Raw genomic sequence first — 25,834 nt, 5'->3', positions numbered from 1 at the left:
TTCAGCCGGCTTGATGCCAGGGTCATGCGGGCGTAATTCAAATAACCGCCCTCTCCGCGACACCCATCTGAAACGATCCCATGGCCCACTCGCTCAACACGACCCCCTCGCCCGCCGCCGGCCCCAACCAGCCGAAACTCGATACGGAGGAAATCTGGCTGGCGCGCGTGGATCTGGCGGCCTGCTTCCGGATGGCGGCGCGGCTCGGCATGGAGGAAGGGATCTGCAACCACTTCTCGGCGGTGGTTCCCGGCTATGACGACCTGTTCATCGTCAATCCCTACGGTTACGCTTTCGCCGAACTGACGGCTTCGATGTTGTTGATCTGCGATTTTCACGGCAACGTCGTGTCGGGCAGCGGTCAGCCCGAGGCCACCGCCTTTTACATCCACGCCAGGATCCATAAGAACATTCCGCGCGCCAAGGCGGCGTTCCACACGCATATGCCCTATGCCACCGCCCTTTCGATGACCGAAGGCGATCCGCTGATCTTTGCCGGGCAGACCGCGTTGAAATTTTATGGACGCACGGCCGTCGACCGGGATTACAACGGTCTGGCGCTCGACGCGCGCGAGGGCGATCGCATCGCGGCAGCGATCGGCGATGCCGACATCGTCTTCATGAAGCACCATGGCGTGATGGTCTGCGCAGCCAATATCGCCGAGGCCTGGGACGACCTCTATTATCTCGAGCGCGCCTGCGAGGTGCAGACGCTCGCCCTGTCCACAGGGCGCCAGGTCCTTGCCGTCGCGCCTGAGATCGCCGAAGCGGCGTATCGGCAGATGCGCGAAGGAGATCCGGAGTCGGCCCGGCTCCATCTGGAGGCGGTGAAACGCGCGCTCGATCGCAGCGAGCCCGACTATAAGCGCTGAGCCCTCGCGACATTCTGCAGCGACAGCGAAGTTCTCGCCAGGGCGGGAGAACTGATATCAGCGGCTTGTGCAAGCCTGCAAAAAGCAGTTAGCTGGCATCGTTGGGTCTGTTCATTCCTGCTTGCCGAAGACAGGCCCCACAAGACGGGCATTGAGCTATAACTGCCGAGACGTGTCCGCATTTCGGGGGAAATCGCGTGCGCTGGTCCAAACCCCTAAGACTGCATCTCGGCGTCCTGGTCGTCGCGTCGCTGCTTTGCACGTCGGCGCCGATCATCTGGATGGCATTCAGCCACGGAAGCGATGCTGCGGTCAGCGCCGGCGCGCAGCAGATGCGCGCGATGAGCTTGCGGCTGATCGAGGGATACCGGAATACGCTGCAGGGCGGCACCGAGGCCGTGGCGCTGGCATCCACCCTGCCGCAGCTCGTTTCGCCACCGCCTCAGGATATCAAGGCAAAACAGCAATTCTTTCTGGAGGTGCTGCGCAACGTCCCCAACGCCACCAGCGTTTACGCCGGCTATCCCGATGGCTCCTACCTGCAGGTGATCAATACTGCCCGGCGCGACGTCCGCCAGACGCTTGCCGCACCCGATGGCACGGCCTTCGCGATCAGAATGATCGCACGCAGACAAGCGGCCGACATCATCTCGACGCTTGGTTTTCTCGATCGGGATGCACTAGTGATCGGGGAGCGGAATGGCGAGGATACATCTTACGATCCGCGGCAACGCCCCTGGTATCAATCGGTCGTTCAAGACGGCGTGCCGGTTTCCGTCGGACCCTATGTCACCCGACCTCTCAATGTTCCGACGCTGACGATCGCAGCCCCGATGCGGGACGATGGCCAGGTGGTCCTCGGCATCAACATTCACCTGCAGACCGTCAGCCGCCTGCTGGACGCAGGTCAGATTTCACCGCGAGCCCGGGCTTACATCATCGATGCCGGCGGCAATCTCGTTGCCCATTCCGACCCTGCTATCATGAGCAGGATCATCGGATTATGGTCGAGAACATCAGGCGCCTTTGCCGTAACGGCAAACAGTTTCGACCCGAGCCTCGAAACCGTGGCGCGGCTCAGGCAGGATCCGGCCTTTGCAGGCGGCGGCCTGGCACGGGTCGATTTCGATGGCGAAACCTATCTGGTGCAGATCGCCCCGGTCAGCGTGTCCGGCCTGTTCGAGGGCAGCGTGGCGGCAATCGTCGTGCCGCTGGAGGACCTGGTGGCGGAGGCCAATCGGCTGTTGCTGCGCAATCTCTTCGTTGCCGCCGCCTTCGTGATCGCCGGTGTCGCCGCATCGGTCCTGCTGTCCCGCATGGTCAGCATCTCGCTCTATCGCCTGGCCGACGAGGCGCGCAGGATCGGCGATCTGGATGTCGGCGAGCAAGGTGTGTCACATTCGTGGATATCGGAGATCAACACGCTGGCGACCGCGCTGGCGGCAAGCCGCCATGCCATCCGCCAGTTTGCCCTCTTCGTTCCGCGTGAAGTGGTTCGGCGGATCGTCAGTCCGGAAGGAAGAACGGTCGTCACGGCGAAGCGACAGGATGTGACCGTGCTGTTCACCGATATCAGAGACTTCACGACCATCGCGGAGCAGCATTCGCCCGAGGACGTGGTCGATATACTCTCGGCCTATTTCGAGCTGCTGAACACCATCGCCGAGCGCAATGGCGGGACAGTCGTGCAATATCTCGGCGATTCCATTTTCGTCATGTGGAACGCCCCGGTCGACGATATCAGCCATGCCGAACATGGTTGTCGATGCGCGCTGGCGATGAAAGCGGCGGTCGACGGCCTGAACGACGCCAATCTCAGCAATGGCCGCCCCGAACTGTTCACGCGATTTGGATTGAACACCGGCCCGGCCGTCGTCGGCAGCTTCGGCGCGATTTCGCGCCAGCAGTACACGGCCATGGGCGATACGATCAATATCGCCTCACGGCTGGAAGGCATGAACAGGGAGCTGAACACATCGATCCTGGTGAGTGCCGCCACCCGCGACGCCGTCGCCGACCGCTTCGCCTTCCGCGCCTTCGGCCTGGCCCCGGTCAAGGGACGCGCCGAGAAGGTCGACATATGGGAGCTTGTCGGGGAAATCAAAGACTGAGGATCATGAACTGAGCGGACCCACCATGACCGACATTCACGCCCTACGTCAAATTGGATGGGATCATTGGGATCCTATCGGAATTCGTCAGCTCGATGATCTGGCATGGCGAAACAACGCAGCCGATGAATACGATACTTATCTCCTTCAAGCCGCCAACATGATCCTGGAGGGTGCGACGCTCGAAACGGCTGCTGCGTATCTGGACGACATCATTTCCAATGACATGGCGCTCGGACCTGTAGACGAGGCTGTTCATGGCGCTTCCCTGCGTACGGCCGAGGCGATCTCGGCCTGCTTGCAAGTCAGTCGCTCCTGACGGCGGTCACTTCGCGCGGGTCCCCCAATCTCCGTCATCCCAGGCCTTGAGCCTGGGATCCATGGCCCCGCTAGTGGGCCCGGCGTGGATCCTCGGGTCAAGCCCATGACCGAGGTGGACAATCGGGATGAAGCAGTGTCGGGGTCGGGCCTGTAGCCGGGTTTACCGGTGCGCTCGATCCAGTCGAGGAGACCGCCGCGCGAGTTTCCCAACGCGCGATCATGCGGTGATTTCCGGCGCGGCGACTGTCTCGCGTTCAGTCAGGATGCGATCAATCAGCCCCCATTCCAGCGCTTCCTCCGCCGTCATGAAGCGGTCGCGGTCCATCCCTTGCTCAAAATCTTCATAGGAGCGTTTGCAATGCTGGGCATAAAGCCGCGTCATACGCTGCTTGGTCTTCAGCATTTCTTCGGCATGGATCAGCATGTCCGATGCCTGTCCTTGGAAACCGCCTGACGGCTGGTGAATCAGGATGCTGGCGTTCGGCAGCGCGGCGCGCTCGCCGGGTTCGCCCGCCATCAGCAGGAACGACCCCATTGAACGGGCCGTCCCCATGCAAAGTGTATGAACCGGCGCGCGGAGGTAGCGCATAGTGTCATACATGGCGAGGCCGCTGGTGACGACTCCACCGGGGGAATTGATGTAGAGCTGAATCGGCTTCTTGGGATTCTCGGCCTCCAGAAACAGCAACTGTGCGCAAACGAGCGCGGAAACGGTGTCGTTTACCTCACCGTTCAGGAAAATGATCCTCTCGCGCAGAAGACGGGAATAAATGTCGAAAGAGCGTTCGCCACGGCTGGATTGCTCGATGACCATAGGGACGAGTTGCATCGCTTCGCGCATGGGCGAACTCCTGTCGGTTAGGACTTTAGGTGACTGGCTAGCTAAAGCGTCAGGCAGCCAGCATCATCAACGGCGCATTGCTGTTTGCCGCTGGCGCCAGCCTCGTATCGGCCAGCCCGTGTACAATTCTGAGTATCGTGCCGCCGTTGGCATCGGGCCTGACCTGAAACGTGACGATGCTCTCGAGGAAGGGCGGCTCATCGTCCCGCATCCTGTAGCTCACTTCCTCGCCCGGTGCCGTGGAGATCGGCTCGGCGTCTGCCAGTTGCTGCTCAGGCAGCCATTTGTCCCGAAAGGCGGGAATACTGACCGCCCGCCAGACTTTTTCCGGAGACACGTCGAGTTCGTATTCAAACACCAGATCTTTTTCCTGCCTTTCGGCCTCCGTATCGCTCATTGGTCCATGTCCTTCAGTAGAGCCTTCAACGCATCAATCCGCGCTGGCCAGTAAGCCCGATACTTCGCCATCCATCCGGCTATCAGTGCGAGGCCGTCAGGATCGACCTCGTAGTTCACGAAGCGCCCCCGCCGTTCCTCGCGGACCAGCCGAGCATTGCGCAGCACGGAAAGGTGCTGGGACATCGCCGGCTGGCTGATGGCCATGCCGTCACGAAGGGCGCTGGCGTTCATGCTGCCGCTCGCCAGCTTCTCGAAGATCGCGCGGCGTGTCGGGTCGGCCAGAGCTTTGAAAATCTCGTTCTCGATCATGCCAACAGATAAGCACACACTTATCTGATTCGCAATGCTGTTGTTGAGCTGCGGGTGCCGGCGTTGATCGAGGCGAAGCTTGCCCGTGGCAAAACGTCAATGGTAACCAGAGGCAGAGGAAGAACAGATCGGTTGGGTTCGCCATGAACGAAATCGGCTGTTTGCTTGGCATCGGGAAAGCCGCTGATGGGATGGGAAGCACTGGAGCTGTGGGATAAAGACGCAGCGCGCATCGAAAAGCTCTCTGGCGGCGTTGCCAATGATGTCTGGAGTGTGCGCGTCCGCGGCCAACTTGCAGTCGGTCGTCTGGGGACCAGGAGTGATGCTGATCTCGCGTGGGAGGCCGACCTCCTGCGCCACCTCGACCGCGAAGGCCTGAGTGTGCCGGTGCCGATCCCGACGGCCGATGGCCGCCTGTTCGCCGGTGGCCTGACGGTGATGGAATACATGCCTGGCGGACCACCCGAGACGGCGGCCGACTGGCGTCGCGTGGCCGACACACTCCGCGAGGTGCATCGGTTGACGCAGGGCTGGCCGCAGCGCCCGGGTTGGCGATGCTCGACCGACCTGCTGCACGTGGAAATCGGGACGAGGATCGACCTTGCCGCGATGCCGCCAAATGGCGTCGCTCGATGCCGAGCGGCGTGGGCGCGGCTTGTCGGTCGCGAAACAAGCGTCGTTCACGGCAATCCCAACAACCCTGGTAACATCCGCATGACCGCGAACCGCGTCGCACTGATCGATTGGGATGAGTCGCATGTCGACGTGCCCGACCTTGACCTCGTCCTGCCCCACAATGCAGCAGGCCTGGAAGGCATCGCCTATGACATAGCCGCGCAAGCATCGGCAGCATGGGAAGCCGCCATCTGTTGGGATGACGAATACGCAGTCAGGCGGCTTGCCGAAGTTCGAGCGCTCTGAGCCGTTTCGGCGGCCCGACGAGCTGCGTCAGGAACCTGCCGCGACTGCAGTGCGCCATGAGCGGACCTTCCTCAAAAAGGAAAAATGCCATCCGGCATTTGCGCCGATGCTGCTTTAGGATAGACTAATCGCTGTCCGTGCCTAGCACGACACGCCATACTTTGGCGCAGGCGACAGCGCACGAACGACCCACGGGTCTTTCCCGCCATTCGCCCACCTCCCCCAACATCGCTAATCTTTGGAGCCCGAGACAATGATCTCAGCCGGATATTGCCGACTTATGGCCCGTTACAACAGCTGGCAGAACAGCTCTCTGGTGACTGCCGCCGATGGGCTTACGCCTGCGGAGCGCTGGAAGGATCGAGGGGCGTTCTTCCAATCGATCGCCGCGACGCTGAACCATCTTTATTGGGCCGACGCCCTGATACTGGAGCGATTGAAGGGCAATGGGCGCCCCGAGGAAACCATCAAGCACTCGCTGACAAGCCCATCGGATTGGGATGAGTTCAAGACACTGCGTCTGCAACGCAATGCGGAAATCGAAGCGTGGGCCGCAGGATTGCGCGACGCAGAGCTTGACGGCATGCTCGTCTGGTATCCCGGCGATGGTGCAACGCGGGTCGAGAGGCCAAAGGCGCACTGTGCCGTCGAACTGTTCAACCACCAGACCCACCACCGCGGCCAGGTGCACGCGATGTTGACGGCAGCGGGTGCAAAACCGGAGCCGACCGACCTTTCGCGTCTGCCATAGCCTGTCCGCCTCGGGCTCGACGAACCTGCCCCCAGCACTCGGCAAGCGCCACTGCCTAAACCTGCACGTTCCAGATTGTGTCGTTTCCGCATCACTTTCTGTCAGGTTGTAAATTCCCGGTTGGCAACGGCGATCGCCTTCGCTACAAGAGGCTTACCGCGTCAGATCGAACATAAGGGAGGCGTTGCATGACAGCAGTATTCACCAAAATCCTCCCGTGTGGAATGTCCCGACACTAGGTCATTTCCATTCGCGGCCCGCCTCAGGCGCGCCCGACATGCGGTTTTCACTCCCTTCATAGCCCGATTGATCTGACGGGATCATTTCGTCTCCCGCTTGGGCTGTGCCAATTCACTCTCGATTTTGAGGACCGGTTGCCGATATGCGGCCGGGTTGGTTCAAATGACTCGCAAGAAGCTCGATTTCCGCGCCGATGCCTATCGCAACGTGCTCGGCTTTATCTTTCATCATTGGACCCACCGGCCTGCTTTGGTGGGGCTGATCATCGTGCTGGTGATATCGAGCACGCTGGCCGAAGTCATGGTGCCGGTCTTCTCCGGCCAGATCGTCGATGCCATCGCCGGCACGAATGCGGCCGACGGCGCGCTCAGCGCCTTCGTCATTGTCGTGGCTTTGGGCTTCAGCAGCGTGGCGCTGCGTTATTTCATCTTCAACGGCATCATCCGGCTGACGCTGCGCACCATGGCGGATGTCACCAATGGTGGTTTCCACAAGGTGCAGCGCTTCTCCACCGACTGGCACGCCAACAGCTTTGCCGGTTCGACGGTGCGCAAGATCACCCGCGGCATGTGGGCGCTGGATTCGCTCAACGACCTGCTGCTGGTGGCGCTATTGCCGTCGATCGTCATGCTGGTCGGCGCCAGCATCGTGCTCGGCAGTTACTGGCCGATCATGGGGCTGATCGTCGGCCTGGGATCGCTGATCTATATCGGCGTCACCGTGGCGCTTTCGATGGGCTTCGTGTCGCCGGCGGCAAGGCTTGCCAATGCCTGGGATACCAAGCTCGGCGGCGCGCTGGCCGATGCGATCAGCTGCAATTCGGTGGTCAAGGCATTCGGCGCCGAAAACCGCGAAGAGATCCGGCTCGGCCATGTGCTCGGCAGGTGGGACAAGCGCACGCGGCGGACATGGAAGCGCGGCACATTGAGCGGCACGATCCAGGGCTTCATGATGGTCTCCATGCAGGCCGGCATTCTGGGAACGGGCCTCGTCATGTGGCAGCAGGGGCTGGCGACGCCTGGAGATGTGACCTTCGTGCTGGCGATGTTCTTCGTCCTGCAGGGCTATTTGCGCAATGTCGGTCAGGACATCCGCAATCTGCAACGGGCCGTCAACGACATGGAAGAGCTGGTGCTGCTCGACAAGATGCCGCTCGGCATCGAAGACAGGCCGGACGCCACACCGATCAGGATTGGCAAGGGCGAGATCGTCTTCGATCACATCACCTTCCAATACGGCGCGCATCCCAGCCCGCTTTATGAGGATTTCTCGGTCGTCATCGAGCCGGGCGAGCGTGTCGGGCTGGTGGGGCATTCGGGCTCGGGCAAGACGACCTTCGTCAAGCTCATCCAGCGCCTTTACGACGTGAACTCGGGCGCAATCCGCATCGACGGGCAGAATATCGCCAGGGTCGAGCAAGCAAGCCTGCGCGGCCAGATCGCCATCGTCCAGCAGGAGCCGATCCTGTTTCACCGCACGCTGGCCGAAAACATCGCCTATTCCAGGCCGAACGCCTCGCGGCGGGAAATCGAGCAGGCGGCGAAACAGGCGAGCGCCCACGACTTCATTCTGAGCCTACCGAAGGGCTATGAGACGATGGTGGGAGAACGCGGCGTCAAACTCTCGGGCGGTGAGCGACAACGCGTCGCCATCGCCCGCGCCTTCCTGGCCGATGCGCCGATCCTGATCCTCGACGAGGCGACCTCCAGCCTCGACAGCGAGAGCGAAGTGCAGATCCAGCAGGCGATGGAACGCCTGATGGACGGCCGCACCACACTTGTCATCGCCCATCGGCTATCGACGGTGCGGGCGCTCGACCGGCTGCTGGTCTTCGACAAGGGCAAGATCGTCGAAGAGGGCGATCATCAGGCGCTGATCCGGCGCAGCGACGGCATCTATCGCCGACTGTTCGAGCGGCAGGCGCTGGAGCTGACCAAGGGTCTTGTGGCCTGAACCGAAACGCCAGGGTTTTGCTCTGGCGTTTCCTTTCTCGTGTTCAGCGAACAATGGCTGCGCTGTTCTGCAGGCAGTCAGGAAAGTGGGTCTATGGGGGTGTCCGCTCAGACCTTCATATTTAGGAAGCAGTCGAGGAAACGATTAGATCGGCAGCTCTTCTAGCCGTGATGAGGAAATTCATCAATCGACTGCGAATGAGTGTCTCTGTGGATAGCGGAGCGCTTTGATCACCGCTTGGAAAGCCGGTGTGACCTGCCGTTTACTTGGATAATAGATGTGATATCCGGAATAGGTGGGGCTCCAGTCGTCGAGCAGCAGGACCAACTGCCCATTCTGGATGTGCTGCACCACCATTTGCTCCGGCATATAGGCCAGGCCGTGGCCAGCAAGCACCGCATGAAGGATCATGTGAGCCGTGTTGAACACGAGCTGCCCTTTGACGCGGACATTGACCTCTCTGCCATCTTTGCGGAACTCCCACGGATAGACGCCGCCGTAGGTCGGAAGCCTGTGGTTGATACAGTCATGGGAGGTGAGATCCTTGGGATCGAGCGGAAGCTCCCGGCTTTCCAGATAGGTCGGTGAGGCGACCACCACCATGCGCATGTCCGGTCCGATGCGCACTGCAATCATGTCCTTGGCGATGTATCCCCCGGACCGTACGCCAGCATCATACTGCTCGGCCACGATGTCGCTGAGGCCGTAGTCGACTACGACCTCGACCTCAATGTCAGGATATTCGGGCAACAGGCGATGAATGGTCGGCCATAGGATGGATTCCGCTGCGTTTTCGTCAGAGGTCAATCGGACCTTGCCCGAAGGTTTGTCTCTAAGTTCGCTGAGCGCATCGAGCTCGTGCTTTATGCCGTCTACGTAAGGACCAACCGTGCGAAGCAAGCGCTCGCCGGCCTCGGTCGGCGCAACGCTTCGGGTCGTTCTGGTGAGCAGCCTGAGCCCCAGCCTCGCTTCCTCGCGACGGCGAGAAATGCCACGAGGTCCTGGATGTTGTCCTGCGCCATTCATGAGCTCCGTTTCTGAAATCATGCGCATATTAGCGGATTATCGTTCAGTGGGAAATCCGTTAGTTTCGTCTCGTTAGATGAGGAAAGGAATTTTAGATGAAGAAGAGAGTTTTGGGTCGCGAAGAACTGAACGTCTCGTCCATCGGCCTGGGATGCATGGGCCTTTCGTTTGGTTATGGCCCGGCGACGGATCGCGATGACGCCATTGCGCTGATCCGCGCCGCGCATGATCGCGGTGTGACTTTTTTTGATACCGCCGAGACCTATGGTGCGGCAAACGAAGAACTGCTGGGCGACGCCGCCGCTCCATTCCGCAAGGACGTAGTGCTCGCCACTAAGTTCGGCATGAAGGATGGCAACGCGCGAGCCGGAATGGACAGCCGTCCCGAACGTATTCGCTTCGTCGCAGAGCAGTCGCTCAAGCGGCTCAAGACCGACGTGATCGACCTGTTCTATCAGCATCGCGTCGATCCCAATGTCCCTATCGAGGACGTCGCCGGCGCCGTCAAGGACCTGGTGGCAGAAGGCAAGGTGAAGCACTTCGGTCTGTCCGAGGCAGGGGTCGATACCATCCGCCGTGCCAATGCCGTTCACCCCGTCACTGCCCTGCAGAGCGAATACTCCATGTGGACGCGCGAACCAGAGAACGAGATCCTGCCGACCCTTAACGAACTGGGGATTGGCTTCGTCCCCTTCAGCCCACTCGGCAAGGGGTTCCTCACCGGCAAGATCGACACCGGCACCAGCTTCGGTGACGGCGATATTCGCAGCACGCTGCCTCGGTTCACCGAAGAAGCTCGCCAGTCTAACTTGAAGCTCGTGGAACTGGTGGGGCGCATCGCCGAGCGCAAGAGTGCAACGCCGGCTCAGGTGGCCCTTGCATGGTTGCTGGCGCAAAAACCTTGGATCGTTCCGATCCCCGGCACCACCAAGCTGCATCGTCTCGCGGAGAACGTCGGCGGCGCGGACGTCGAGCTGACCGAGGAGGACAGACAGGATCTGGCAAAGGTTCTTGCTGCGGTGAAGATCCAGGGTGAACGCTACAATTTCCAGCAGCAGAGCATGATCAACCGCTGATCAATGGGCTCGCGGCCAATCGCCGCGAGCCGCCTGGTCATCTGCCAATTGCACGAACCGCGGTGCACCCACGGGCAGGCTGCCGTTGGCATAAGCGAAACTGCGGCGATTTGGGACGAGATTACATGGACGAGCAGCGCACGGTAGCAGAGCGGATCGGGAGCAGTGTATCGACACCTTCGCGTCTGCGGGAATTTCAACGACTGGCGATCCTCAGCACGCTGATGGCCTTTGCGGCGATCTCGACGGACCTCTATCTGCCCGCCATTCCCAATATGAGCGCGTCGCTCGGTGCCAGTCAGAGCACTCTGGAATGGACGGTGTCGGGCTATCTTATCGGCTTCAGCCTGGGCCAACTCTTCTGGGGGCCGATCAGCGACCGCTTCGGGCGCCGTATGCCGATAGCGATTGGGATCGTCATTTTCATTATCGGTTCGGCAGGGTGTGCCCTCGCCACGGACGGATGGCAATTGATTGGTTGGCGGATCATTCAGGCGCTTGGGGCATGTGCGAGCGTAGTGCTATCCAGAGCCATTGTCCGTGATCTCTACGGCAGAGATCGCGCGGCACGCGTTCTGTCGACCCTGATAACGGTTATGGCTATTGCACCATTGGCGGGACCAAGCCTTGGAGCCCAAATCCTTGTGTTCGGCTCGTGGCAAGTCATCTTCTGGGTGCTCGTCGTGATCGGTATGGCGACCTTGGCGGGCCTATTTACGCTGCCGGAATCTCTGGCATCAGACAACAGGAACCATGAACCCCTGACCAAAGCCTTAGCTGCTTATGGCTCACTCCTCCGAAACCGAAAGCTTGTCGGCTACGCGGGCACGGCCGGGTTCTTCTTCAGCGGCACCTTTGCCTATATAGCCAGTTCGGCTTTTGCGTTTATCGACTTCTATGGCTTGTCGCCTGAGAGCTACGCATTGCTGTTCGCAGTGGGAATCGTGGGGCTCATGATCTCAAACCAGATCAATGCCCGACTGGTCACTCGGCTGGGTAGCGACCGAATGCTGTTGATCGGTGCTATCGGTGCAGCGATTACCGGACTTGTCGTGGCCGTGGTTACCTTCACTGGTCTTGGCGGCGTATGGGGATTGGCGATATCAACCTGGCTTTTTATCGGGATGAACGGCTTCATCGTTGCCAATTCGATCTCCGGCGCATTGGCGGATTTCCCGCATCGCGCGGGAACGGTTTCGGCACTCCTCGGTGCCATCCAATACGGTAGCGGTATAGGCGGCTCAGCGGCTGTTGGCCTCTTCGCCAACGGAACGCCCGCTCCCATGGGATGCATGTTCGCCGTGGCAGGGTTGGGCTGCCTATTGTCCGTCCTTTGGATGAGCAGCACTGGCGATCATGAAGTAGGACCTTCAACCAGCAAGAATGGCAGCTAAGCAGCCTTGGGTGCTGGAAACCGGTGTTGCGGCTCTCCCAACCGTCACCAAACTGATAAGGGGGGTTGACGGTATCGTGCAAAAATCAAGAATTCTGCCCCATGCGGTTGGCCTGGAATGGCAGGGCTTTTCAGAGTGGACCGTGTGAGACGAAGCACGGGGCGCGTTCGCCCCGCCGTGTTTTATCGTTCGAAATTCGAGGTTTCTGCAGCGCTACTGCAGTTGTGTTTGTGCACAGCGTGCCAGGTTGGCCCTGACCACGAGGTGATGAAAAGGCCTGATCGCGTTGAGATAGGTGAAGCCCAAGGCATTGTGGGTATGCACAACGGTTGTCGCGATGAGCAACGTGCCTATTGGAGAATGCCGTCGGAGCAGAGATAGCCGGAAGTCCAGGTGTCGGTCATCCGTACCGCGCACAATTTCGTCCTTGGCCTCCCAGTGCACCGGGAAGAAGTCCACCCGTTCATGGCTATCCCGGGACGTCCTGACCGTATCGGAGGTTTTGATGCGAAAGGGCGTAACCATGGCGTCACGCAGCGCGATCAACGCCTTTTGCCACGAGGGTGGATTGACGAGTGTCCGCGTCGCCAGCTCGCGCATGCTCGACTGTTCCGATGCGCTCAAGTCAATGCTGTAGCTATCGAGTAAACTGGCGTTCTCGTACCAGCTCGCAATGACACTTTCCGACGGCGGCGTCGTGCTGCGTACCTGCGGTTTGCGGTCTAAACCCATGTTCATGATAATGCCACCTATTCAAGGGGCCATCAACTACGGGCGTGAAGACAAGCAAAGGTCAATGTTCGAGGCCGATTCAGGCTCAAACCAGGAGGGACTGATTGCGGCTAGCTGCATTGAGAAGGAAGTCCGCTCCGGGCCGAGAGCGGACGTCGATGCCATCGGCAGGACGCTACACCCAGGGATAGTGTGGATAACGCTGCAAAGTCGTCAAACGCGCGCCGACAGCGATTGAATTGACCAAGCCCATTGGAGTTTTATAAAATAGCTTTTTGCGAAACGCCGATTGGCCAAAATAATCATTTTAGATCAATGAGTTTTTACCGTAAGCGCTGTTTTACCCCCACCTTCCGGACTGCCGGTTGATCGTTGATGTTGTGCTCGAACGGGGCTTCGACATATGACGATTACAGGACTTACGCATAGCACCAGGGCTGATGATGTGGTGCAGCGGTTTGAGGTTTTCACCGGCGCTGGCCGCCGTCGCGAGTGGAGCGATGAGGAGAAGCACCAGATTGTCGCTGAGAGCTATGGCGGCGAGGTGTCGGTGAGTGCTGTTGCTCGACGGCATGGTTTATCGCCCGGTCAGTTGTTCACTTGGCGGCGGCAGTTGCGAAAGCAGCCAGAGCAAGCCTCATCAGCAATGTTTGTGCCAGCAGTGATCGATATCGCAGCGGAAAGGCCTTCGACCCGGCGCAAGACGATAGCGAGGAACACTCCGCATCTTTTTGCTATTGAGTTGGAGATTGATGGAGCGATACTGAAGATCGCACCTGGCACGGATGCCGCGACGATTGCAGCCGTCATTCAAGCCCTGAAGGCATCATCGTGATTTGTCCGTCAGGCGCGGTTAAAGTCATGATCGCCATGAAGCCTGTCGACTTCCGCAAAGGTGCAGAGGGGTTGGCCGCGCTGGTGAAGGCTGAGATGGGAGCCGATCCGTTCTCCGGAACAATCTACGTGTTCCGGGCCAAGCGAACCGACCGCATCAAGTTGATCTTCTGGGATGGGAGCGGCGTGTGCCTGGTGGCAAAGCGGCTTGAGGATGGCGAGTTCCAGTGGCCCCGGATGCAGGATGGCGTGATGCATCTGACATCCGCCCAGTTCTCGGCTCTATTCGAAGGGCTGGATTGGAAACGCGTGCATGCGCCGAGCGAAACGCGCACGCCTGTTCAGGCCGGATAGCAGCCGCGACGAATTGAATCAGCCGCACCAGACATCTCGTCTTGCGGGGCTGAATATGCTGTTCTTTGCCCATGACGATCAGAGCGGACGAGCTTCCGGATGACCTGAACGCGCTGAAAGCTATGGTGCTTTCGCGCGAGGCGGAGAATGCTCGCTTACGGCAGATTATCAAGGAACTGCAGCGTCATCGTTTTGGTCGCCGCGCCGAAACGCTTCCCGAGGATCAGCTTCTCCTGGGCTTGGAAGAGGCCGAACAGGTCGAGGCGGACGGACTGGAGGAGAAAGAACAGGCCTCAACCGATCTGCGCCAGACGCGGGTCGCCAAACGGCGAACGAACCGAGGCTCGCTTCCAGCTCACCTGCCAAGGATCGAGATGGTCGTTGATATCGATGATCATGCCTGCCCAGGTTGCCATCATGATTTGCATCGGATCGGAGAAGACATCAGCGAAAAGCTGGACATTGTTCCGGCCCAGTTCCGGGTACTGGTTGTTCGCCGTCCGAAGTACGGCTGCCGGGCCTGCGAGGATGTCGTCGTCCAGGCTCCGGCTCCCGCCCGATTAATCGAAGGCGGCATTCCGACCGAAGCAACTGTTGCCCAGGTTCTAGTCTCCAAATATGCCGACCACTTACCGCTCTATCGTCAGGCGCAAATCTACAAGCGGCAAGGGATCGACCTCGACCGCTCGACGCTTGCCGACTGGGTTGGCCGTGCCGCTTGGCACCTTCGTCCGGTCCATCAACGGCTGCTCGACGTGTTGAAGACATCATCCAAGCTCTTCGCGGACGAGACGACAGCACCGGTGCTCGATCCGGGGCGTGGCAAGACCAAGACCGGCCAACTCTGGGCCTATGCGCGTGATGACCGGCCGTGGCAGGGAAGTGATCCGCCGGGTGTCGTTTATATCTATGCACCGGATCGCAAGGCCGAGCGCCCGATGACTCATCTCGAAGGCTTCGTCGGAGTCCTGCAGGTCGATGGTTACAGTGGTTATCGACCGCTTGCGGCCAAAAATGCCGTGTCCCTGGCATTCTGCTGGTCTCACGTTCGACGTCGCTTCTATGAACTGGCCGCTGCCGGTCCCGCACCCATTGCCACCGAGGCGCTACGGCGTATTGCCGAACTCTACAGGACTGAAGACGACATCCGTGGCCGCGCCCAAGACGAACGCCGCGCCGTCCGACAGGAGAAGAGCCGCCCGATCACCGACAGTCTTGCTTCCTGGCTCACCGAACAGCTCGGCCTCATCAGCCAGAAGACAAAACTGGCCGAAGCAATCCGATACACCTTGTCGCGCTGGGATGGGCTGACCAGGTTCATCGATGACGGCCGCATCGAAATCGACTCCAACGCAGTCGAGCGATCTATCAGGCCAATTGCTCTCAATCGGAAAAATGCCCTCTTCGCGGGTTCCGACGCTGGGGCCGAGCACTGGGCGACCATCGCATCACTCATCGAGACGGCCAAGCTCAACGATGTCGAACCGCTCGGCTATCTCATCGATGTGCTCACCAAGATCGTCAACGGCCACCCGAACAGTCAGATCGACACTCTTCTACCATGGGCCTATCTGTCCGAGCACAACCTGAGCCGTAAAATGAAAGCACCGCGATAAACCGCTAAGCTTTCGTTCCGCTGTACACGATGATACCAATGAGAAACGAGCTAGGTCTGACTATGTTGCTGTTGGAGTTCTAAGGGTTGATGGCGGGACTGTTTAAATCATTGAAGAGAGTGCTGACTGGAAAGATAATCCGACAATCAGACGTTCAAATTATGAACGGCAGTTGCATTATGTCCTTGCGTATTAAACGCGATAGCGGAAGCGGAGGCGTCTATGTGGTGTTAGCCTCTAAAGCATCGGGCAACTATCAATATTACCCTTTCGATGCAGAAGAGTTCGACAGTTTCGTTGATGCTGCTATCGAGATCAAGAAAGCGTTACGGGCCGATGAATCGGCTGGTATCGGTCAGACCCAAGCCAGCGTCAAACCGTGACCCGGGAACACCGCTTACTTTTTACCGGATGGTGGCAAATCAAGAAAGCGGAGCCAGCGGATTGGCGAAGCGACGCAGTGCGGCTGTCTGCATCAGCCATGGAGAAACACGATTATCAAGATAATGGTATTGCTGCACAGCGCCGATGGCGTGGATTGGCAGTCTCCCCCTAAAGGCACAAGCCTGAAGACATTGAGCGAAGCCGAAGAGCAAGGCTTCATCCTGATCCGCGGGGAATTTCAGAAACGACAATTCCGTCTGACAAAGCTGGGCTCCGACTATGTCGGGCGCGATAAGCGGCGTCTGGAAGCTCGCAGGCTCTGAACCGATCCCGTCACGCTGAAACCAATGACGCACTTGCTTGGTTACGCTGGAGTTTTCACACAAGTTCGACCGATGGCCGTCATGACGCAGAAGCGCCAACCAGTCACTGTAGCTGTCGCAAAACTCCCTATCTCTGCTGGTCTTCGACAAGGGCAAGATCGTCGAAGAGGGCGACCACCAGGCGCTGATCCGCCGCAGCGACGGCATCTACCGCCAACTGTTCGAGCGGTAGGCGTTGGAGCTGACCAAGGGTCTGGTGGCCTGAACCGAAACGCCAGGGTTTTGCTCTGGCGTTTCCTTTTTGCGGGATCAACGAACGATGGCTGCGCTGTTCTGCAATTGTCATGTTTCCGCTTGATGGTCGAGATGGCGGCGGCCCCGGCGAAGCCCGCCTCGTGCAGATTGCGCCATTTGCGGACGACGGCTCGCGCTCGATGGGTGACCGATTTGGGGCCGGAAGGAGACCGTCCGATGCTAGGGCCAATAGGCCTTAAAGCGGACATTTGATTGATCTGCGCCAAAGCGGTGTAGCTTGGATCGACGTCGGCGGTCGAAGCAACTGCGCAGCCATCTCGTGCGTCGATCGCCGGAAGCCTCCTCTGTCAACCGGCGTACAAAACTTCCACGCCGAAACACATCCGAAAACACTTCTCAATCAATTGCGTGCGGAGTTTCTGGCCGTTATTCCGACGGTTTGGAGAAGCCGCGGTAGAAGCGTGTCGGCTGCAGCAGCGAACTGACGATGTTGGCGACGATCTGCCCATCCGCCTCGCTCTTCGCCTTCGCTTCCTGCCACTCGCGATCGGCCATGAACTCGGCCCATTTCTGCTCGCGCTCCGCCAGCGACCGCCATTCGAGCAGGTAGGTCAGATCGTTGCTGGAAGAACCGATCATCGTCGTCCAGAAGCCGAGTGAGCGGATGCCGAGGCGTTCCCAGATCGCCAGCGTCGCGGTCTCGAAACGCTGCTGCAGTGCCGGCAGCCTCCCCGGCAGACATGTATAGATGCGCAATTCGTGGATCATCGGATGCTCTTCATGTTGGATCAGGCAAGATCGTGCATATCGTTCAGCGCCGGAAAAAGCGAGGGGCCGCTTGCCAGCGGAATTCAAGCCATACCAAAATAGAGAATCCGGAGCCCCGTCGCTTCGGATAGGTTCTAGGCTTCAAGTCCGGAAACCGATAGGGTCCAACGATCAGGACGAACGCTTCAAACTCGTTTGGAAAAGCAAAATGGTTCGACCGGTCCGTGCGATCGTCATTGCAGTGCTCCTGTCAGTCGTCGCCGTTGCCGTTGCCTGGTCGTCGCTCGCGCTTTGGTACCGCTTGCCGTTGCCCGAGGTCGGCAGGCAAGCCAGCGCCATCTTGTTCGGGCTTTTTGGCGCCTCCGTCATCGTGGCGCTCTTTGGCAGGAGACGCATTCGTGCAGTCCTCGCGTTTGCGGCCGCGTTCGTCATTGTCCTCTTCTGGTGGAGCACGATCAAGCCGCAGGCAAATGGCGCGTGGGCTCCGGATGTTGCTCGTCAGGTCACCGGCGAATTCGACGGTGATCTGTTGACTCTGACAAATGTCCGCGATTTCGAGTGGCGCAGTGCCACCGACTTCACGGAACGATGGACGACGCGCAGTTACGACCTGAACAAGCTGAAGAGCGTCGACATGTTCATGTCGTACTGGTCAGGTCCGACCATCGCGCATGTCATAATGAGCTTCGGCTTCGACGACGGCCGTTATCTGGCGTGGTCTATCGAAGTGCGTCGCCTTTCCGGAGGTTCGTTCTCACCGCTGGCGGACCTCTTCAAAAGCAGTCCTCTGGTCATCATCGCGGCAGACGAAAGGGATGTGATCGGCCTCCGCTCCAATTTTCGCGGTGAGGACGTCCAGATCTACCGCCTGAGGGCGACGCCGGCGGCTGCGAGGCTTCTTCTGCGCGAGTACGTCTCCGACGCAAACGCGCTCGCAGCCAGGCCCGCCTTCTACAATTCGCTGACGACCAATTGCACGACGACCATCGTCAAGATGATGCGTGTGACAGGCGACGCCGTGCCGATGGACTGGCGCCTCATCGTCAACGGATACCTGCCGGAATACGCCTTTGACCGGCGCGCGCTGGACATCTCTGTTCCCTTGTCGCAACTGCGGTCGGCCGCACACATCGCGGCAAGAGCGCACGAGGACGGTCTTTCGCCGTCTTTTTCGCAGGCCATTCGCGTCGGCGTTCCGTCGCCACAGGGCGCGTTGTAACGTCTTCTATCGATGGGGTCTCGCTCGAAGAGATAGTCGAGGCTTATAAGAAGTCGCAGGAAGACTGACCCTGTGACCCAATCGAAAAGCGGATTTCCTTTGCTTCTCACTGAGAGGCTGAACCTGCGCGAACCGGTTATGGTGGGTGGCTGGGCAAGGGTTGCCGCAAACATGAAAGTGTAAATCCGAGCCTATTTGAACGTGGCGCAACTTCCGGAATTCCGACGCTTTGGCTGCACGGAATCCATGACCAGTACTATCGGATCGAGCACTGCCGAGGTAATTTCGAAAGGTTTTTATCGGCTGGCGGACAGGGAGAGTTCATTGCTGCGCCCATGGGCCACGCTTTGATGTTCAAACCAGCGCTGTGGAAGAGCCATCTTGATCAGTACATGGGCGGCATGTCGCAGAAATCCTGACATATGCAGCATTCCGGCCTTCCGTCTCCGACGCCGGTTGGACCGAGAATGAGCGAGACGTGATGGCCGATCATCGCTGGTGGTCTGAGCAAGAGCTTGGAGAAACCAGCGACACCGTATTCCCTGACTGCCTCACAGACTTGCTGAGGAAGGTATGACCGCACGGGGCCGATAGCCGGCCTCCGGTTTTGGCAGGAACGCGCCAATTGCGGTCATATAGCTGCCGCAACTTAATAATTTGCGGCAGCGTCCAACAAAGACTGGAGATTGCTGGGGGGCAAAAAACAAGCGTGACATCCAGCTAGTCCCTGGCAGTCCACATGGGAAACGTCTCTCGTTCGTCTCCCGCTTTGACTGCCTCCAGGTAACGCGGCTTCCAAACCTCGCCAATGAACACCTCCATCGTTGTGGGCAATTTTGGGCGATCCTCGTGCTCCCCATGGAACTTTACGATGCCATTGTTCAAAGCGTTAGCAGTCAGGGTGTCGTCCTGCCATTTCTCCGGCGTCCCGAACCGCGCCAGAAATTCAGCTTCCACGTCTTTGCGGGTCGTCTCGATGTATCGATACTCCACCGGACTGCCGATCTTCTTGCCAATGAGCACGGCCAGTTCGTTCATCGAGACATCTTCCGAGCCAACTTCGAGATAGACGCGGTGTCTGCCCGTCGGATTGGTCAGTTCCTTCGCTGCCAGCCATGCAATGTCATCGGTGGCCACCCAGGGCATCTTCAAATCAGGTTTACAGAACCAGGCAATTCGACCGTATTTGGCAACCGGCCTCGTCCACATTGCCACGTCGTCCATGAACCAGGCGGCGCGCAGGTGGACCAAATTGATATTGCCGAGTTCGTTGAGCTTTTCGTCCAGATCGTGGAAGCACTCGAAATGACCCGTCTTCCCCTTCACGTCCGAACCCATGGCCGTCAGGCTTACGGCCAGTTTGACGGAGGATTTTTCAAGCGCATCGACAAAGCGCTGGGCAACAGCGGGGTAGTGTCCCTCGATGTTGTTCCAATCGGTCTTCACCATCAGGAACGCAGCATCTGCATCGTGGAAAAATTGGTCAAGGTCTCCCTCTCCTGTGTCAAAGCTTCCCAGGAATGGCTCTGCTCCAAGCGCGACCAACCCGTCCAACCCTGGGCCACCTCTCGACAACGCTCTGACCTGATGCCCGGCGCTCAGCAGGGTCCGGGTCAGCTTAGCGCCAATTCGTCCCGTTGCGCCGACGACAGAAATTCGCATGACAGTCTCCATTCGATTGTTGACCGCCCGATAATAGACTATGGCAGTCCGCAAGAATTTGGAGATAATGCCAAATGATCTCCAAATTGGGCCAATCCGCAAAACTGCTGCGTTCCTGCTACGACGACTTCGATCCAGACTGGTCGGATCGCCTGGCTGTCGCTGTCCGCCTCGACTTCAGTGACTATGAAGCTGAGGTGCCCCAGCACCAGCACAAGCAAGGGCAGCTCATTTTGGCCTTGCACGGGGCAGTCACATGCAGGACGGAGAATGGCCTCTGGATTGTCCCACCGGACTGCGGAGTCTGGATACCCGGCGGCATACCGCATAGCAACCTGGTCACGTCCAACGCACGCCTGTCCTATCTGTTCGTTCAACCCGACGCGGCGACGCTGCCGCAGGAGTGCTGCACTTTGTCTGTGTCGCCGATGCTCCGCGAGATGATCCTCCGACTGGCGGATGTATCGGTCAACTCTGCTCCGGACGATCATGTTGGCCGTCTGGTGCGGGTCTTGTTGGACGAACTCACGCAGATGCCGATACAGGGCCTGGAGTTGCCCGCTTCCAGCCATCCCAAAATCAACGCGATCACCGCTGCCCTGATGGCGGAGCCGAGCGACCGTCGCACCCTGGTCGATTGGGCGGCACACGTTGCCATGAGTGAGCGATCCCTGAAGCGGCTGATGGTCCAGGAAACGGGGCTGACCTTCGGCCGATGGCGGCGGCAACTGCACCTGGTCATCGCATTGCGCGAACTGGCCAGCGGCGCGACGGTCCAGAGGGTGTCGAGCGACTTGGGATACGAATCTGCTACCGCCTTTATCGTCATGTTCAAGAAGGCATTGGGCACAACGCCAACGCGCTACTTCGCGAGCTGATTTGCCGAATGGCCAATTTCGGCAACGCTGGCCGGCCTTTGCGGCACGTGCCATGACCGCTTCGGGCCGACAGCAGACCAAAGGCGTTGGCAAGGCCACAAGCGGAAGTTGACGTGTGATCCATCCAGGATCGTGATCCGCCAGATCGATTATTAAACTGGGGCTGAAAGTGATCGCCTACGACATCGAGCAACTGGACGGCAAGGTTAGAGGCGCTTTCCTTCAAGGCGTTAATTCCGGAAAAACTGGAGTGATCGTTCTCGGCGGCTCCAGCGGCAGAGTCGATACGGCAAGGGCGGGATTGTTGGCAGAAGTCGGGGCTCGCACACTGGCGTTGCAATGGTTTGGAGGAGCTAATCAATCGCCAGGAATCTGCGAAATACCCCTTGAGACTTTCATCGACGGAACGGACCTTCTGGTGTCCAGAGGATGTGAACGAATAGTTATGGTTGGAACCTCGAAGGGCGCTGAAGCAGCCCTGCTTGCTTCGACCATTGATCAGCGTATCAACGCAGTCATAGCAATTAGTCCTAGTTCTGTGGTTTGGGGCAACATTGGCGCGGGCGTTGACAGAATAGCTTGGCCTGAGCGTTCATCTTGGTCGTTTGGTAGAGCCCCACTAGACTTCGTTCCCGCCGATATCAACTGGCAGAAGGAATACCGGGATGGACTCGTTTCCTATCGGTCATTTTTTGAAAGATGCCTCACAAACGATCTTCAAGCGAATAGACGAGCACGAATTCCAGTCGAAAATTCAGCCGCTGATTTGATCCTTGTCGCTGGCGGTAGCGATGCGCTCTGGCCATCGGACGATTTTGCTCGGGAGATAGTTCAGTCCAGGCATGCGCATGGCAGATCGGCAACGCTGATCTTTGATCAAGATGCTGGGCATCGCATTCTATTTCCCGGCGAGACGACGCCACGATCAACCCTCCACGCACACGGCGGAACTGACGAAGCCGATGCAAGGCTTGGGCAGAAGGCATGGCGAGCTATAGCCGCGATGCTATAGGTTTGTCGGTATCGCGCCAGTAGGCGACATCTGGATGATACACTGTAATCACCGATGTGGCTGTCTATAGGTCCCACTTCGGTCCGTCTGTTGACAGGACGATTTCCACCGGATCACCACACACTTCAACAAGCGGCCCATCGGTCTCATTCCAGCGGAATAGGTTGAGATGCCACCCACCGGGTATCATGCGAGACCTGTCGATGATGCCGTCTGCGCCTGCTGCTCGCGCAATATTGACAGCCCGCCACGACGCCGGTTCGCGTCCTTCCGACAATGCTGTTCGCCAAGATTCGTTAGATTACTCGCGATCTATCCCGAGGCGTTTACAAGCCTCTTCATCATGCTGGTCGAGTACCATCGCGTCGACGACCCTCAGCGGAACGACAACGCGCGGATATCCGTCCTCGCGCATGTAGCCAGCTATAGCGCGTATGGACCACTCCAATGCGGCGCTCGTGTAAAGGGTCCGCTCGCCAGGACGATGATAGCGCCCTGCACTGTTCGGTCCCGGCGGGTCCAACACTTGGTGAACTCTATCCGTCACAACAGAGCGGTAGAATGTACCGGAAATTTCCTTGAATACATCACGGGCTTCGGCCATCGCGGTAGGTCTTTCGCGCGGGGATCATTTTTACGTCTATGAAAGATGCATGACACTGGCGTGACGTCCGCTCAGGGCCGACAATAGCCTTCGGCCGCCAAAAGCGGTCAAAGGACACCTCGTCTCAAATCGAAGCTTACGCCCCCGCCGGCCTTTCCGAAGCAATTCACGAGAACGACTTCACGCCTCGTGAAAGTGTCCTCATCGCTCCTCCATTCCTTGAAAGCGATCCTCACTGCATACAGTCGAGGGGGATCGGAATGCGGGGCTCCGAGGCTCTGCGTCTCAGGCGAATAATCGCCGGGAACGGTCACCAAGACTTCGCAACAGTCGGGATTGATCGCCAGGAAATTGGACACGGACGTATAGCGCCACGGATTGCTCGCCGTCCGCTGATGACCGATTTCATGAGCGATTCCGGCTTGGACATAACGGTCTGCGGCACCGGCGATGAGGGCCTCATGTGTTACACTTTTGCAGCGTATCTCTTCTTCGGCCGAAAGAGCCTTGGCAGAGAAGCTGGCTGCATTATCAAAAGGTGCTGTCAACCACCCATAGCCCAAGTCTATGATTGCTCCGCTGGACAAGAACAGAGCGATAAGGAAGGCTGTGGCCAGGACGATCTTCGAAGTCGATGGTCTGCCCGTCATTAAGTTTATCTCCAAACGGTCATCGGCGTTATTGGTTGGATGCCGATTTGATCACATCGGACATTAAGTCAGCAATGGGCCGAGAGCGGACATCCATGGAAAACCAAAAGTGCCATCAGGCATTTGCAGCGATGCGGCTCAGAATAAATTGATCATCGTTGGCACCGCGCCGGTCACGAATGCCCTATGAGGTGTTCGACGAGGCGGGGCGCTTCTTCGGTGATTGCCAATATGATGCCTGACTTGCGTGTGGAGGCGAAATCCAGTCCGGCAAAGTAGAGGCCCGGCAAGACGCCCACCCCATCGGCGTGAACGGGCTGCCCGGCGGCATCCAGCGCACCGGGAAGTCTCATAAAGCTGAAATCGCCCTTGAAGCCCGTGCACCACACCAGGCTGGTGATGCCGGATAGGGAGAGATCGAGCGAATTGATGGCCGGGTCCGGCCGACGCCACGCGACCGTCTCCGCCGGGTCGGGCTGCGAAACCGGTGCGTCGATCCCGGTGCGGCCGATATAGTCGTCAATATGGCGTTTGGCATTGTCAGAGGCTTCATCCGCAAAACGAACATTCGTTTCGAGATCGTCGGCGAAAGAGAGGCGGCCGCCACCCGCAACCCCGGTCAATCGCCCGAGAAGCACGATACCCTGTGCGCCAAGCCCTTGAAGGCTGATCGTGTGTTCCGATCCGAGCACACCACGCGGCGGGATGCGTCCCGCAAGCCGAATGACCTCCTCTCGCCGCACGTCGAGAAGCCCGCTTTCGAGGAGCCAGATCATGATGTCGCGACCCCGATAGCGGCGTGGAAGCCGCCCGACGCGACTGGTCGCAAGGAAGACCGTCCGGCCCGCTTCCGCCAGCTCCTCCACGATCTGGGCGCCCGATTGGCCGCTTCCGACCACCAGCACTGCTCCGCCGGGCAGATCGGCAGCGCTGCGATAGCCGGAAGCGTCGATCTGGCAAAGGTCAGGCGGCAATGCATCTGGCGGGATCGGGCGCACGGGACAATTCAGGTTGCCGCTTGCGACGATCACCTTCCGCGCCCGAAGCGTGCCCTGCGAGGTGGTCAGCCGATAGACGCCATCCTCCCGCGCGAGTTCGCTCACCGCGGTATCCGCTTCGATCGGCAGCCCGTTGCGGCCGGCGAAGTCTTCAAGGAGAGCGACGAACTGATCGCGCGTGAAAACACCATAGGGATCCGGACCCTCATAGCGGTCGCCAGGCATGACGGTCTGCACGTTGGGCGTATTCATCCGAAAGGACTCCCAGCGCTGCGTGCGCCAGGTCTCGCCTATGCGACCCCGCTCCAGGACGCTATGACGCAGGCCCCGCCGTGCCAGCCAATAGCTGACACCGAGGCCCGCCCAGCCGGCGCCGATGACGACGACATCAAGAACATCGGCACTCCCATTCTTCTGCCACGATGATCTCACGAGCGGCATCCCCCAGCCATCCCCGCGCGGCATTAAGCCTTGTTCACGACAATGAGTCCAGCGTCGCCGATCTCCGTCCGACTGGCCCCGGCCGTGCCTCGTGCTGATGCCACGCATGGCATCGCAGACCTCAGCCATTTCCCATCTGGTAGCCAAATGACCGCGTCGCGCCGACTGCAGTCACGGCGCAGAAGCACGAGGATCAGTCATCGTGGCTGCCGCGTCGACGCGATCGATCCGGCAAATTGCCCGATCAGGCAGGAACATAGGTCAATCTGATCGCCTCCTCGCCGATCCGATCGCTGGCGACAAGGCGGAGCGACGGCCGGGGGCCGGTGAAGAACGGCTTGCCGCGGCCGAGCACGACGGGGTGGAAATAGAGCCGATACTCATCGATAAGGCCGAGGTCGGTCAGGCTTCCCGCCAGCTCCGGCCCGGCGACTTGGATCTCCCCGGTAAGTCCGGCCTTCAGCCCGCGGATCGCCGCCTCGACGTCATCCGCGATAAGCGTGGCATTGGGGCCGACCGACTGCAGCGAGCGCGACACGATCCATTTCGGCTGGCTCCGCCACGCCATGGCGAAGTCGCGTAAATCCGGGGTCCATTCAGGATCGTCATCGTCCCAGTAGCGCATGACCTCGTACATGCGGCGGCCGTAGAGGCTACCGCTCAGGCCGCGCACCTGCTCGATCCAATGGCGAAAGAGGGTGGCGTCGGGCGCAAATTCCTGGTGGTCGACATAGCCATCCAGCGACAGGTTCATTCCGAAGACGAGCTTCGCCATGTCATATTCTCCATCCCGGGTTCTTCAGGATAGCTTACGCCACTGATAGGGGTAAGTGAGCTAGGCATAAATTGCACGATTTACCGGTATTGTGGAGCAAGCGCCGCAAGAACCT

General features: G+C 59.2%; 26 protein-coding genes and 1 pseudogene. 16 read left to right on the top strand and 11 right to left on the bottom strand.

Annotated features, from left to right (window positions below):
* Positions 1-80 precede the first annotated feature (80 nt).
* The 3 genes from HJB82_RS20335 to HJB82_RS20325 all read left to right on the top strand — a co-directional run bounded on the left by HJB82_RS20335 (position 81) and on the right by HJB82_RS20325 (position 3,302).
* Positions 81-872, top strand: coding sequence for an aldolase (locus HJB82_RS20335; protein WP_221141204.1), 792 nt, complete (start codon positions 81-83; stop codon positions 870-872).
* 197 nt (positions 873-1,069) lie between these two features.
* Positions 1,070-2,983 (top strand): adenylate/guanylate cyclase domain-containing protein, encoded by a 1,914-nt coding sequence (locus HJB82_RS20330; protein WP_221141202.1) that lies wholly within the window; start codon positions 1,070-1,072, stop codon positions 2,981-2,983.
* A gap of 25 nt (positions 2,984-3,008) precedes the next feature.
* Positions 3,009-3,302, top strand: a complete 294-nt coding sequence (locus HJB82_RS20325) for a hypothetical protein (RefSeq protein WP_221141200.1) — start codon at positions 3,009-3,011, stop codon at positions 3,300-3,302.
* A 219-nt stretch (positions 3,303-3,521) separates the two neighbouring features.
* Here HJB82_RS20325 and HJB82_RS20320 read toward each other — a convergent pair whose 3' ends face one another.
* Genes HJB82_RS20320 through HJB82_RS20310 form a run of 3 tightly spaced genes read right to left on the bottom strand, consistent with a single transcriptional unit; the run spans position 3,522 to position 4,853 of the window.
* A complete protein-coding gene (locus HJB82_RS20320) occupies positions 3,522-4,145 on the bottom strand; it encodes an ATP-dependent Clp protease proteolytic subunit (RefSeq protein ID WP_221141198.1) in 624 nt (207 codons plus the stop codon).
* A gap of 49 nt (positions 4,146-4,194) precedes the next feature.
* Positions 4,195-4,542: an SRPBCC domain-containing protein gene (locus HJB82_RS20315; protein WP_221141196.1), complete on the bottom strand. Its 348-nt coding sequence runs from the start codon at positions 4,540-4,542 to the stop codon at positions 4,195-4,197.
* On the bottom strand, positions 4,539-4,853 hold the full coding sequence (locus tag HJB82_RS20310) for a helix-turn-helix transcriptional regulator (RefSeq protein ID WP_221141194.1): 315 nt from the start codon (positions 4,851-4,853) through the stop codon (positions 4,539-4,541). Before HJB82_RS20310 ends, HJB82_RS20315 begins: the two co-directional genes overlap by 4 nt.
* A 186-nt stretch (positions 4,854-5,039) precedes the next feature.
* Between HJB82_RS20310 and HJB82_RS20305 the strand changes: the two genes are divergently transcribed.
* The 3 genes from HJB82_RS20305 to HJB82_RS20295 all read left to right on the top strand — a co-directional run bounded on the left by HJB82_RS20305 (position 5,040) and on the right by HJB82_RS20295 (position 8,718).
* On the top strand, positions 5,040-5,774 hold the full coding sequence (locus HJB82_RS20305) for a phosphotransferase (protein ID WP_221141192.1): 735 nt from the start codon (positions 5,040-5,042) through the stop codon (positions 5,772-5,774).
* Positions 5,775-6,027: 253 nt separating this feature from the next.
* Positions 6,028-6,525: a DinB family protein gene (locus HJB82_RS20300; RefSeq protein WP_207584272.1), complete on the top strand. Its 498-nt coding sequence runs from the start codon at positions 6,028-6,030 to the stop codon at positions 6,523-6,525.
* 402 nt (positions 6,526-6,927) lie between these two features.
* Positions 6,928-8,718 carry an ABC transporter ATP-binding protein gene (locus tag HJB82_RS20295; RefSeq protein WP_221132187.1) on the top strand — a complete coding sequence of 597 codons (1,791 nt, stop codon included), beginning with the start codon at positions 6,928-6,930 and terminating at the stop codon, positions 8,716-8,718.
* A gap of 183 nt (positions 8,719-8,901) precedes the next feature.
* On the opposite strand, the gene HJB82_RS20290 is transcribed toward HJB82_RS20295, so the two are convergent.
* Positions 8,902-9,744 (bottom strand): LysR family transcriptional regulator, encoded by an 843-nt coding sequence (locus HJB82_RS20290; RefSeq protein ID WP_405048992.1) that lies wholly within the window; start codon positions 9,742-9,744, stop codon positions 8,902-8,904.
* Between the two features lie 95 nt (positions 9,745-9,839).
* On the opposite strand from HJB82_RS20290, the gene HJB82_RS20285 reads away from it, so the two are divergent.
* Together HJB82_RS20285 and HJB82_RS20280 are read left to right on the top strand one after the other, a co-directional pair.
* Positions 9,840-10,820 carry an aldo/keto reductase gene (locus HJB82_RS20285; RefSeq protein ID WP_221141183.1) on the top strand — a complete coding sequence of 327 codons (981 nt, stop codon included), beginning with the start codon at positions 9,840-9,842 and terminating at the stop codon, positions 10,818-10,820.
* A gap of 125 nt (positions 10,821-10,945) precedes the next feature.
* Entirely contained in the window at positions 10,946-12,214 is a 1,269-nt protein-coding gene (locus HJB82_RS20280; RefSeq protein ID WP_221132190.1) for a multidrug effflux MFS transporter, read from the top strand.
* 213 nt (positions 12,215-12,427) lie between these two features.
* On the opposite strand, the gene HJB82_RS20275 is transcribed toward HJB82_RS20280, so the two are convergent.
* Positions 12,428-12,952, bottom strand: a complete 525-nt coding sequence (locus HJB82_RS20275) for a DUF2867 domain-containing protein (RefSeq protein ID WP_221141180.1) — start codon at positions 12,950-12,952, stop codon at positions 12,428-12,430.
* Positions 12,953-13,349: 397 nt separating this feature from the next.
* Here HJB82_RS20275 and tnpA point away from each other — a divergent pair, with 397 nt between their 5' ends.
* The 4 genes from tnpA to HJB82_RS20255 all read left to right on the top strand — a co-directional run bounded on the left by tnpA (position 13,350) and on the right by HJB82_RS20255 (position 16,133).
* Positions 13,350-13,781 carry an IS66-like element accessory protein TnpA gene (gene tnpA, locus HJB82_RS20270; RefSeq protein WP_221117062.1) on the top strand — a complete coding sequence of 144 codons (432 nt, stop codon included), beginning with the start codon at positions 13,350-13,352 and terminating at the stop codon, positions 13,779-13,781.
* Positions 13,782-13,807: 26 nt separating this feature from the next.
* On the top strand, positions 13,808-14,134 hold the full coding sequence (tnpB, locus tag HJB82_RS20265; RefSeq protein WP_259669655.1) for an IS66 family insertion sequence element accessory protein TnpB: 327 nt from the start codon (positions 13,808-13,810) through the stop codon (positions 14,132-14,134).
* A 71-nt stretch (positions 14,135-14,205) separates the two neighbouring features.
* Complete coding sequence (tnpC, locus tag HJB82_RS20260) at positions 14,206-15,750, top strand: IS66 family transposase (RefSeq protein ID WP_207583342.1); 1,545 nt, start codon at positions 14,206-14,208, stop codon at positions 15,748-15,750.
* Positions 15,751-15,839: 89 nt separating this feature from the next.
* The gene (locus HJB82_RS20255; protein ID WP_207583341.1) at positions 15,840-16,133 is read left to right on the top strand and encodes a hypothetical protein; all 294 of its coding nucleotides are present in this window, start codon (positions 15,840-15,842) and stop codon (positions 16,131-16,133) included.
* Between the two features lie 39 nt (positions 16,134-16,172).
* Here the strand turns inward: HJB82_RS20255 and HJB82_RS32030 are convergent, their stop codons facing one another.
* On the bottom strand, positions 16,173-16,607 hold the full coding sequence (locus HJB82_RS32030; RefSeq protein WP_207583340.1) for a hypothetical protein: 435 nt from the start codon (positions 16,605-16,607) through the stop codon (positions 16,173-16,175).
* Here HJB82_RS32030 and HJB82_RS31675 point away from each other — a divergent pair.
* Positions 16,591-16,689: pseudogene (locus HJB82_RS31675) on the top strand (ATP-binding/permease fusion ABC transporter); the annotation flags it as partial. The gene HJB82_RS32030 and the pseudogene HJB82_RS31675 sit on opposite strands and share 17 nt — an antisense overlap.
* Positions 16,690-17,138: 449 nt before the next feature.
* Here HJB82_RS31675 and HJB82_RS20240 read toward each other — a convergent pair.
* Entirely contained in the window at positions 17,139-17,480 is a 342-nt protein-coding gene (locus HJB82_RS20240; protein WP_207583338.1) for an NIPSNAP family protein, read from the bottom strand.
* A 208-nt stretch (positions 17,481-17,688) separates the two neighbouring features.
* Between HJB82_RS20240 and HJB82_RS20235 the strand changes: the two genes are divergently transcribed.
* Positions 17,689-18,699: a DUF4105 domain-containing protein gene (locus tag HJB82_RS20235; protein ID WP_221141229.1), complete on the top strand. Its 1,011-nt coding sequence runs from the start codon at positions 17,689-17,691 to the stop codon at positions 18,697-18,699.
* Between the two features lie 720 nt (positions 18,700-19,419).
* Here HJB82_RS20235 and HJB82_RS20230 read toward each other — a convergent pair.
* The gene (locus HJB82_RS20230) at positions 19,420-20,361 is read right to left on the bottom strand and encodes an NmrA family NAD(P)-binding protein (RefSeq protein ID WP_221116987.1); all 942 of its coding nucleotides are present in this window, start codon (positions 20,359-20,361) and stop codon (positions 19,420-19,422) included.
* A gap of 74 nt (positions 20,362-20,435) precedes the next feature.
* On the opposite strand from HJB82_RS20230, the gene HJB82_RS20225 reads away from it, so the two are divergent.
* Complete coding sequence (locus HJB82_RS20225) at positions 20,436-21,239, top strand: helix-turn-helix domain-containing protein (RefSeq protein WP_221116986.1); 804 nt, start codon at positions 20,436-20,438, stop codon at positions 21,237-21,239.
* Positions 21,240-21,408: 169 nt separating this feature from the next.
* A complete protein-coding gene (locus HJB82_RS20220) occupies positions 21,409-22,251 on the top strand; it encodes an acyl-CoA thioester hydrolase/BAAT C-terminal domain-containing protein (protein WP_207583334.1) in 843 nt (280 codons plus the stop codon).
* A 711-nt stretch (positions 22,252-22,962) separates the two neighbouring features.
* Here HJB82_RS20220 and HJB82_RS20215 read toward each other — a convergent pair.
* The 3 genes from HJB82_RS20215 to HJB82_RS20205 form a co-directional block, all read right to left on the bottom strand.
* The gene (locus tag HJB82_RS20215) at positions 22,963-23,505 is read right to left on the bottom strand and encodes a hypothetical protein (RefSeq protein ID WP_207583333.1); all 543 of its coding nucleotides are present in this window, start codon (positions 23,503-23,505) and stop codon (positions 22,963-22,965) included.
* Positions 23,506-23,678: 173 nt separating this feature from the next.
* Positions 23,679-24,944: an NAD(P)/FAD-dependent oxidoreductase gene (locus tag HJB82_RS20210; protein WP_221141175.1), complete on the bottom strand. Its 1,266-nt coding sequence runs from the start codon at positions 24,942-24,944 to the stop codon at positions 23,679-23,681.
* A gap of 244 nt (positions 24,945-25,188) precedes the next feature.
* Positions 25,189-25,719 carry a dihydrofolate reductase family protein gene (locus HJB82_RS20205; RefSeq protein ID WP_221141173.1) on the bottom strand — a complete coding sequence of 177 codons (531 nt, stop codon included), beginning with the start codon at positions 25,717-25,719 and terminating at the stop codon, positions 25,189-25,191.
* Positions 25,720-25,834: the final 115 nt, after the last annotated feature.

The sequence above is a fragment of the Rhizobium sp. NZLR10 genome, from assembly GCF_019685125.1.
Classification (GTDB): Bacteria; Pseudomonadota; Alphaproteobacteria; order Rhizobiales; family Rhizobiaceae; genus Rhizobium.
This window is presented reverse-complemented; position numbering and strand designations above follow the sequence as displayed.

Coding starts and splice junctions, on each gene's coding strand:
- HJB82_RS20335 (WP_221141204.1), top strand. CDS start 81: ATGGCCCACTCGCTCAACACGACCCCCTCGCCCGCCGCCGGCCCCAAC.
- HJB82_RS20325 (WP_221141200.1), top strand. CDS start 3,009: ATGACCGACATTCACGCCCTACGTCAAATTGGATGGGATCATTGGGAT.
- HJB82_RS20320 (WP_221141198.1), bottom strand. CDS start 4,145: ATGCGCGAAGCGATGCAACTCGTCCCTATGGTCATCGAGCAATCCAGC.
- HJB82_RS20315 (WP_221141196.1), bottom strand. CDS start 4,542: ATGAGCGATACGGAGGCCGAAAGGCAGGAAAAAGATCTGGTGTTTGAA.
- HJB82_RS20310 (WP_221141194.1), bottom strand. CDS start 4,853: ATGATCGAGAACGAGATTTTCAAAGCTCTGGCCGACCCGACACGCCGC.
- HJB82_RS20305 (WP_221141192.1), top strand. CDS start 5,040: ATGGGATGGGAAGCACTGGAGCTGTGGGATAAAGACGCAGCGCGCATC.
- HJB82_RS20300 (WP_207584272.1), top strand. CDS start 6,028: ATGATCTCAGCCGGATATTGCCGACTTATGGCCCGTTACAACAGCTGG.
- HJB82_RS20295 (WP_221132187.1), top strand. CDS start 6,928: ATGACTCGCAAGAAGCTCGATTTCCGCGCCGATGCCTATCGCAACGTG.
- HJB82_RS20290 (WP_405048992.1), bottom strand. CDS start 9,744: ATGAATGGCGCAGGACAACATCCAGGACCTCGTGGCATTTCTCGCCGT.
- HJB82_RS20285 (WP_221141183.1), top strand. CDS start 9,840: ATGAAGAAGAGAGTTTTGGGTCGCGAAGAACTGAACGTCTCGTCCATC.
- HJB82_RS20280 (WP_221132190.1), top strand. CDS start 10,946: ATGGACGAGCAGCGCACGGTAGCAGAGCGGATCGGGAGCAGTGTATCG.
- HJB82_RS20275 (WP_221141180.1), bottom strand. CDS start 12,952: ATGAACATGGGTTTAGACCGCAAACCGCAGGTACGCAGCACGACGCCG.
- tnpA (WP_221117062.1), top strand. CDS start 13,350: ATGACGATTACAGGACTTACGCATAGCACCAGGGCTGATGATGTGGTG.
- tnpB (WP_259669655.1), top strand. CDS start 13,808: ATGATCGCCATGAAGCCTGTCGACTTCCGCAAAGGTGCAGAGGGGTTG.
- tnpC (WP_207583342.1), top strand. CDS start 14,206: ATGACGATCAGAGCGGACGAGCTTCCGGATGACCTGAACGCGCTGAAA.
- HJB82_RS20255 (WP_207583341.1), top strand. CDS start 15,840: ATGGCGGGACTGTTTAAATCATTGAAGAGAGTGCTGACTGGAAAGATA.
- HJB82_RS20240 (WP_207583338.1), bottom strand. CDS start 17,480: ATGATCCACGAATTGCGCATCTATACATGTCTGCCGGGGAGGCTGCCG.
- HJB82_RS20235 (WP_221141229.1), top strand. CDS start 17,689: ATGGTTCGACCGGTCCGTGCGATCGTCATTGCAGTGCTCCTGTCAGTC.
- HJB82_RS20230 (WP_221116987.1), bottom strand. CDS start 20,361: ATGCGAATTTCTGTCGTCGGCGCAACGGGACGAATTGGCGCTAAGCTG.
- HJB82_RS20225 (WP_221116986.1), top strand. CDS start 20,436: ATGATCTCCAAATTGGGCCAATCCGCAAAACTGCTGCGTTCCTGCTAC.
- HJB82_RS20215 (WP_207583333.1), bottom strand. CDS start 23,505: ATGACGGGCAGACCATCGACTTCGAAGATCGTCCTGGCCACAGCCTTC.
- HJB82_RS20210 (WP_221141175.1), bottom strand. CDS start 24,944: ATGCCGCTCGTGAGATCATCGTGGCAGAAGAATGGGAGTGCCGATGTT.
- HJB82_RS20205 (WP_221141173.1), bottom strand. CDS start 25,719: ATGGCGAAGCTCGTCTTCGGAATGAACCTGTCGCTGGATGGCTATGTC.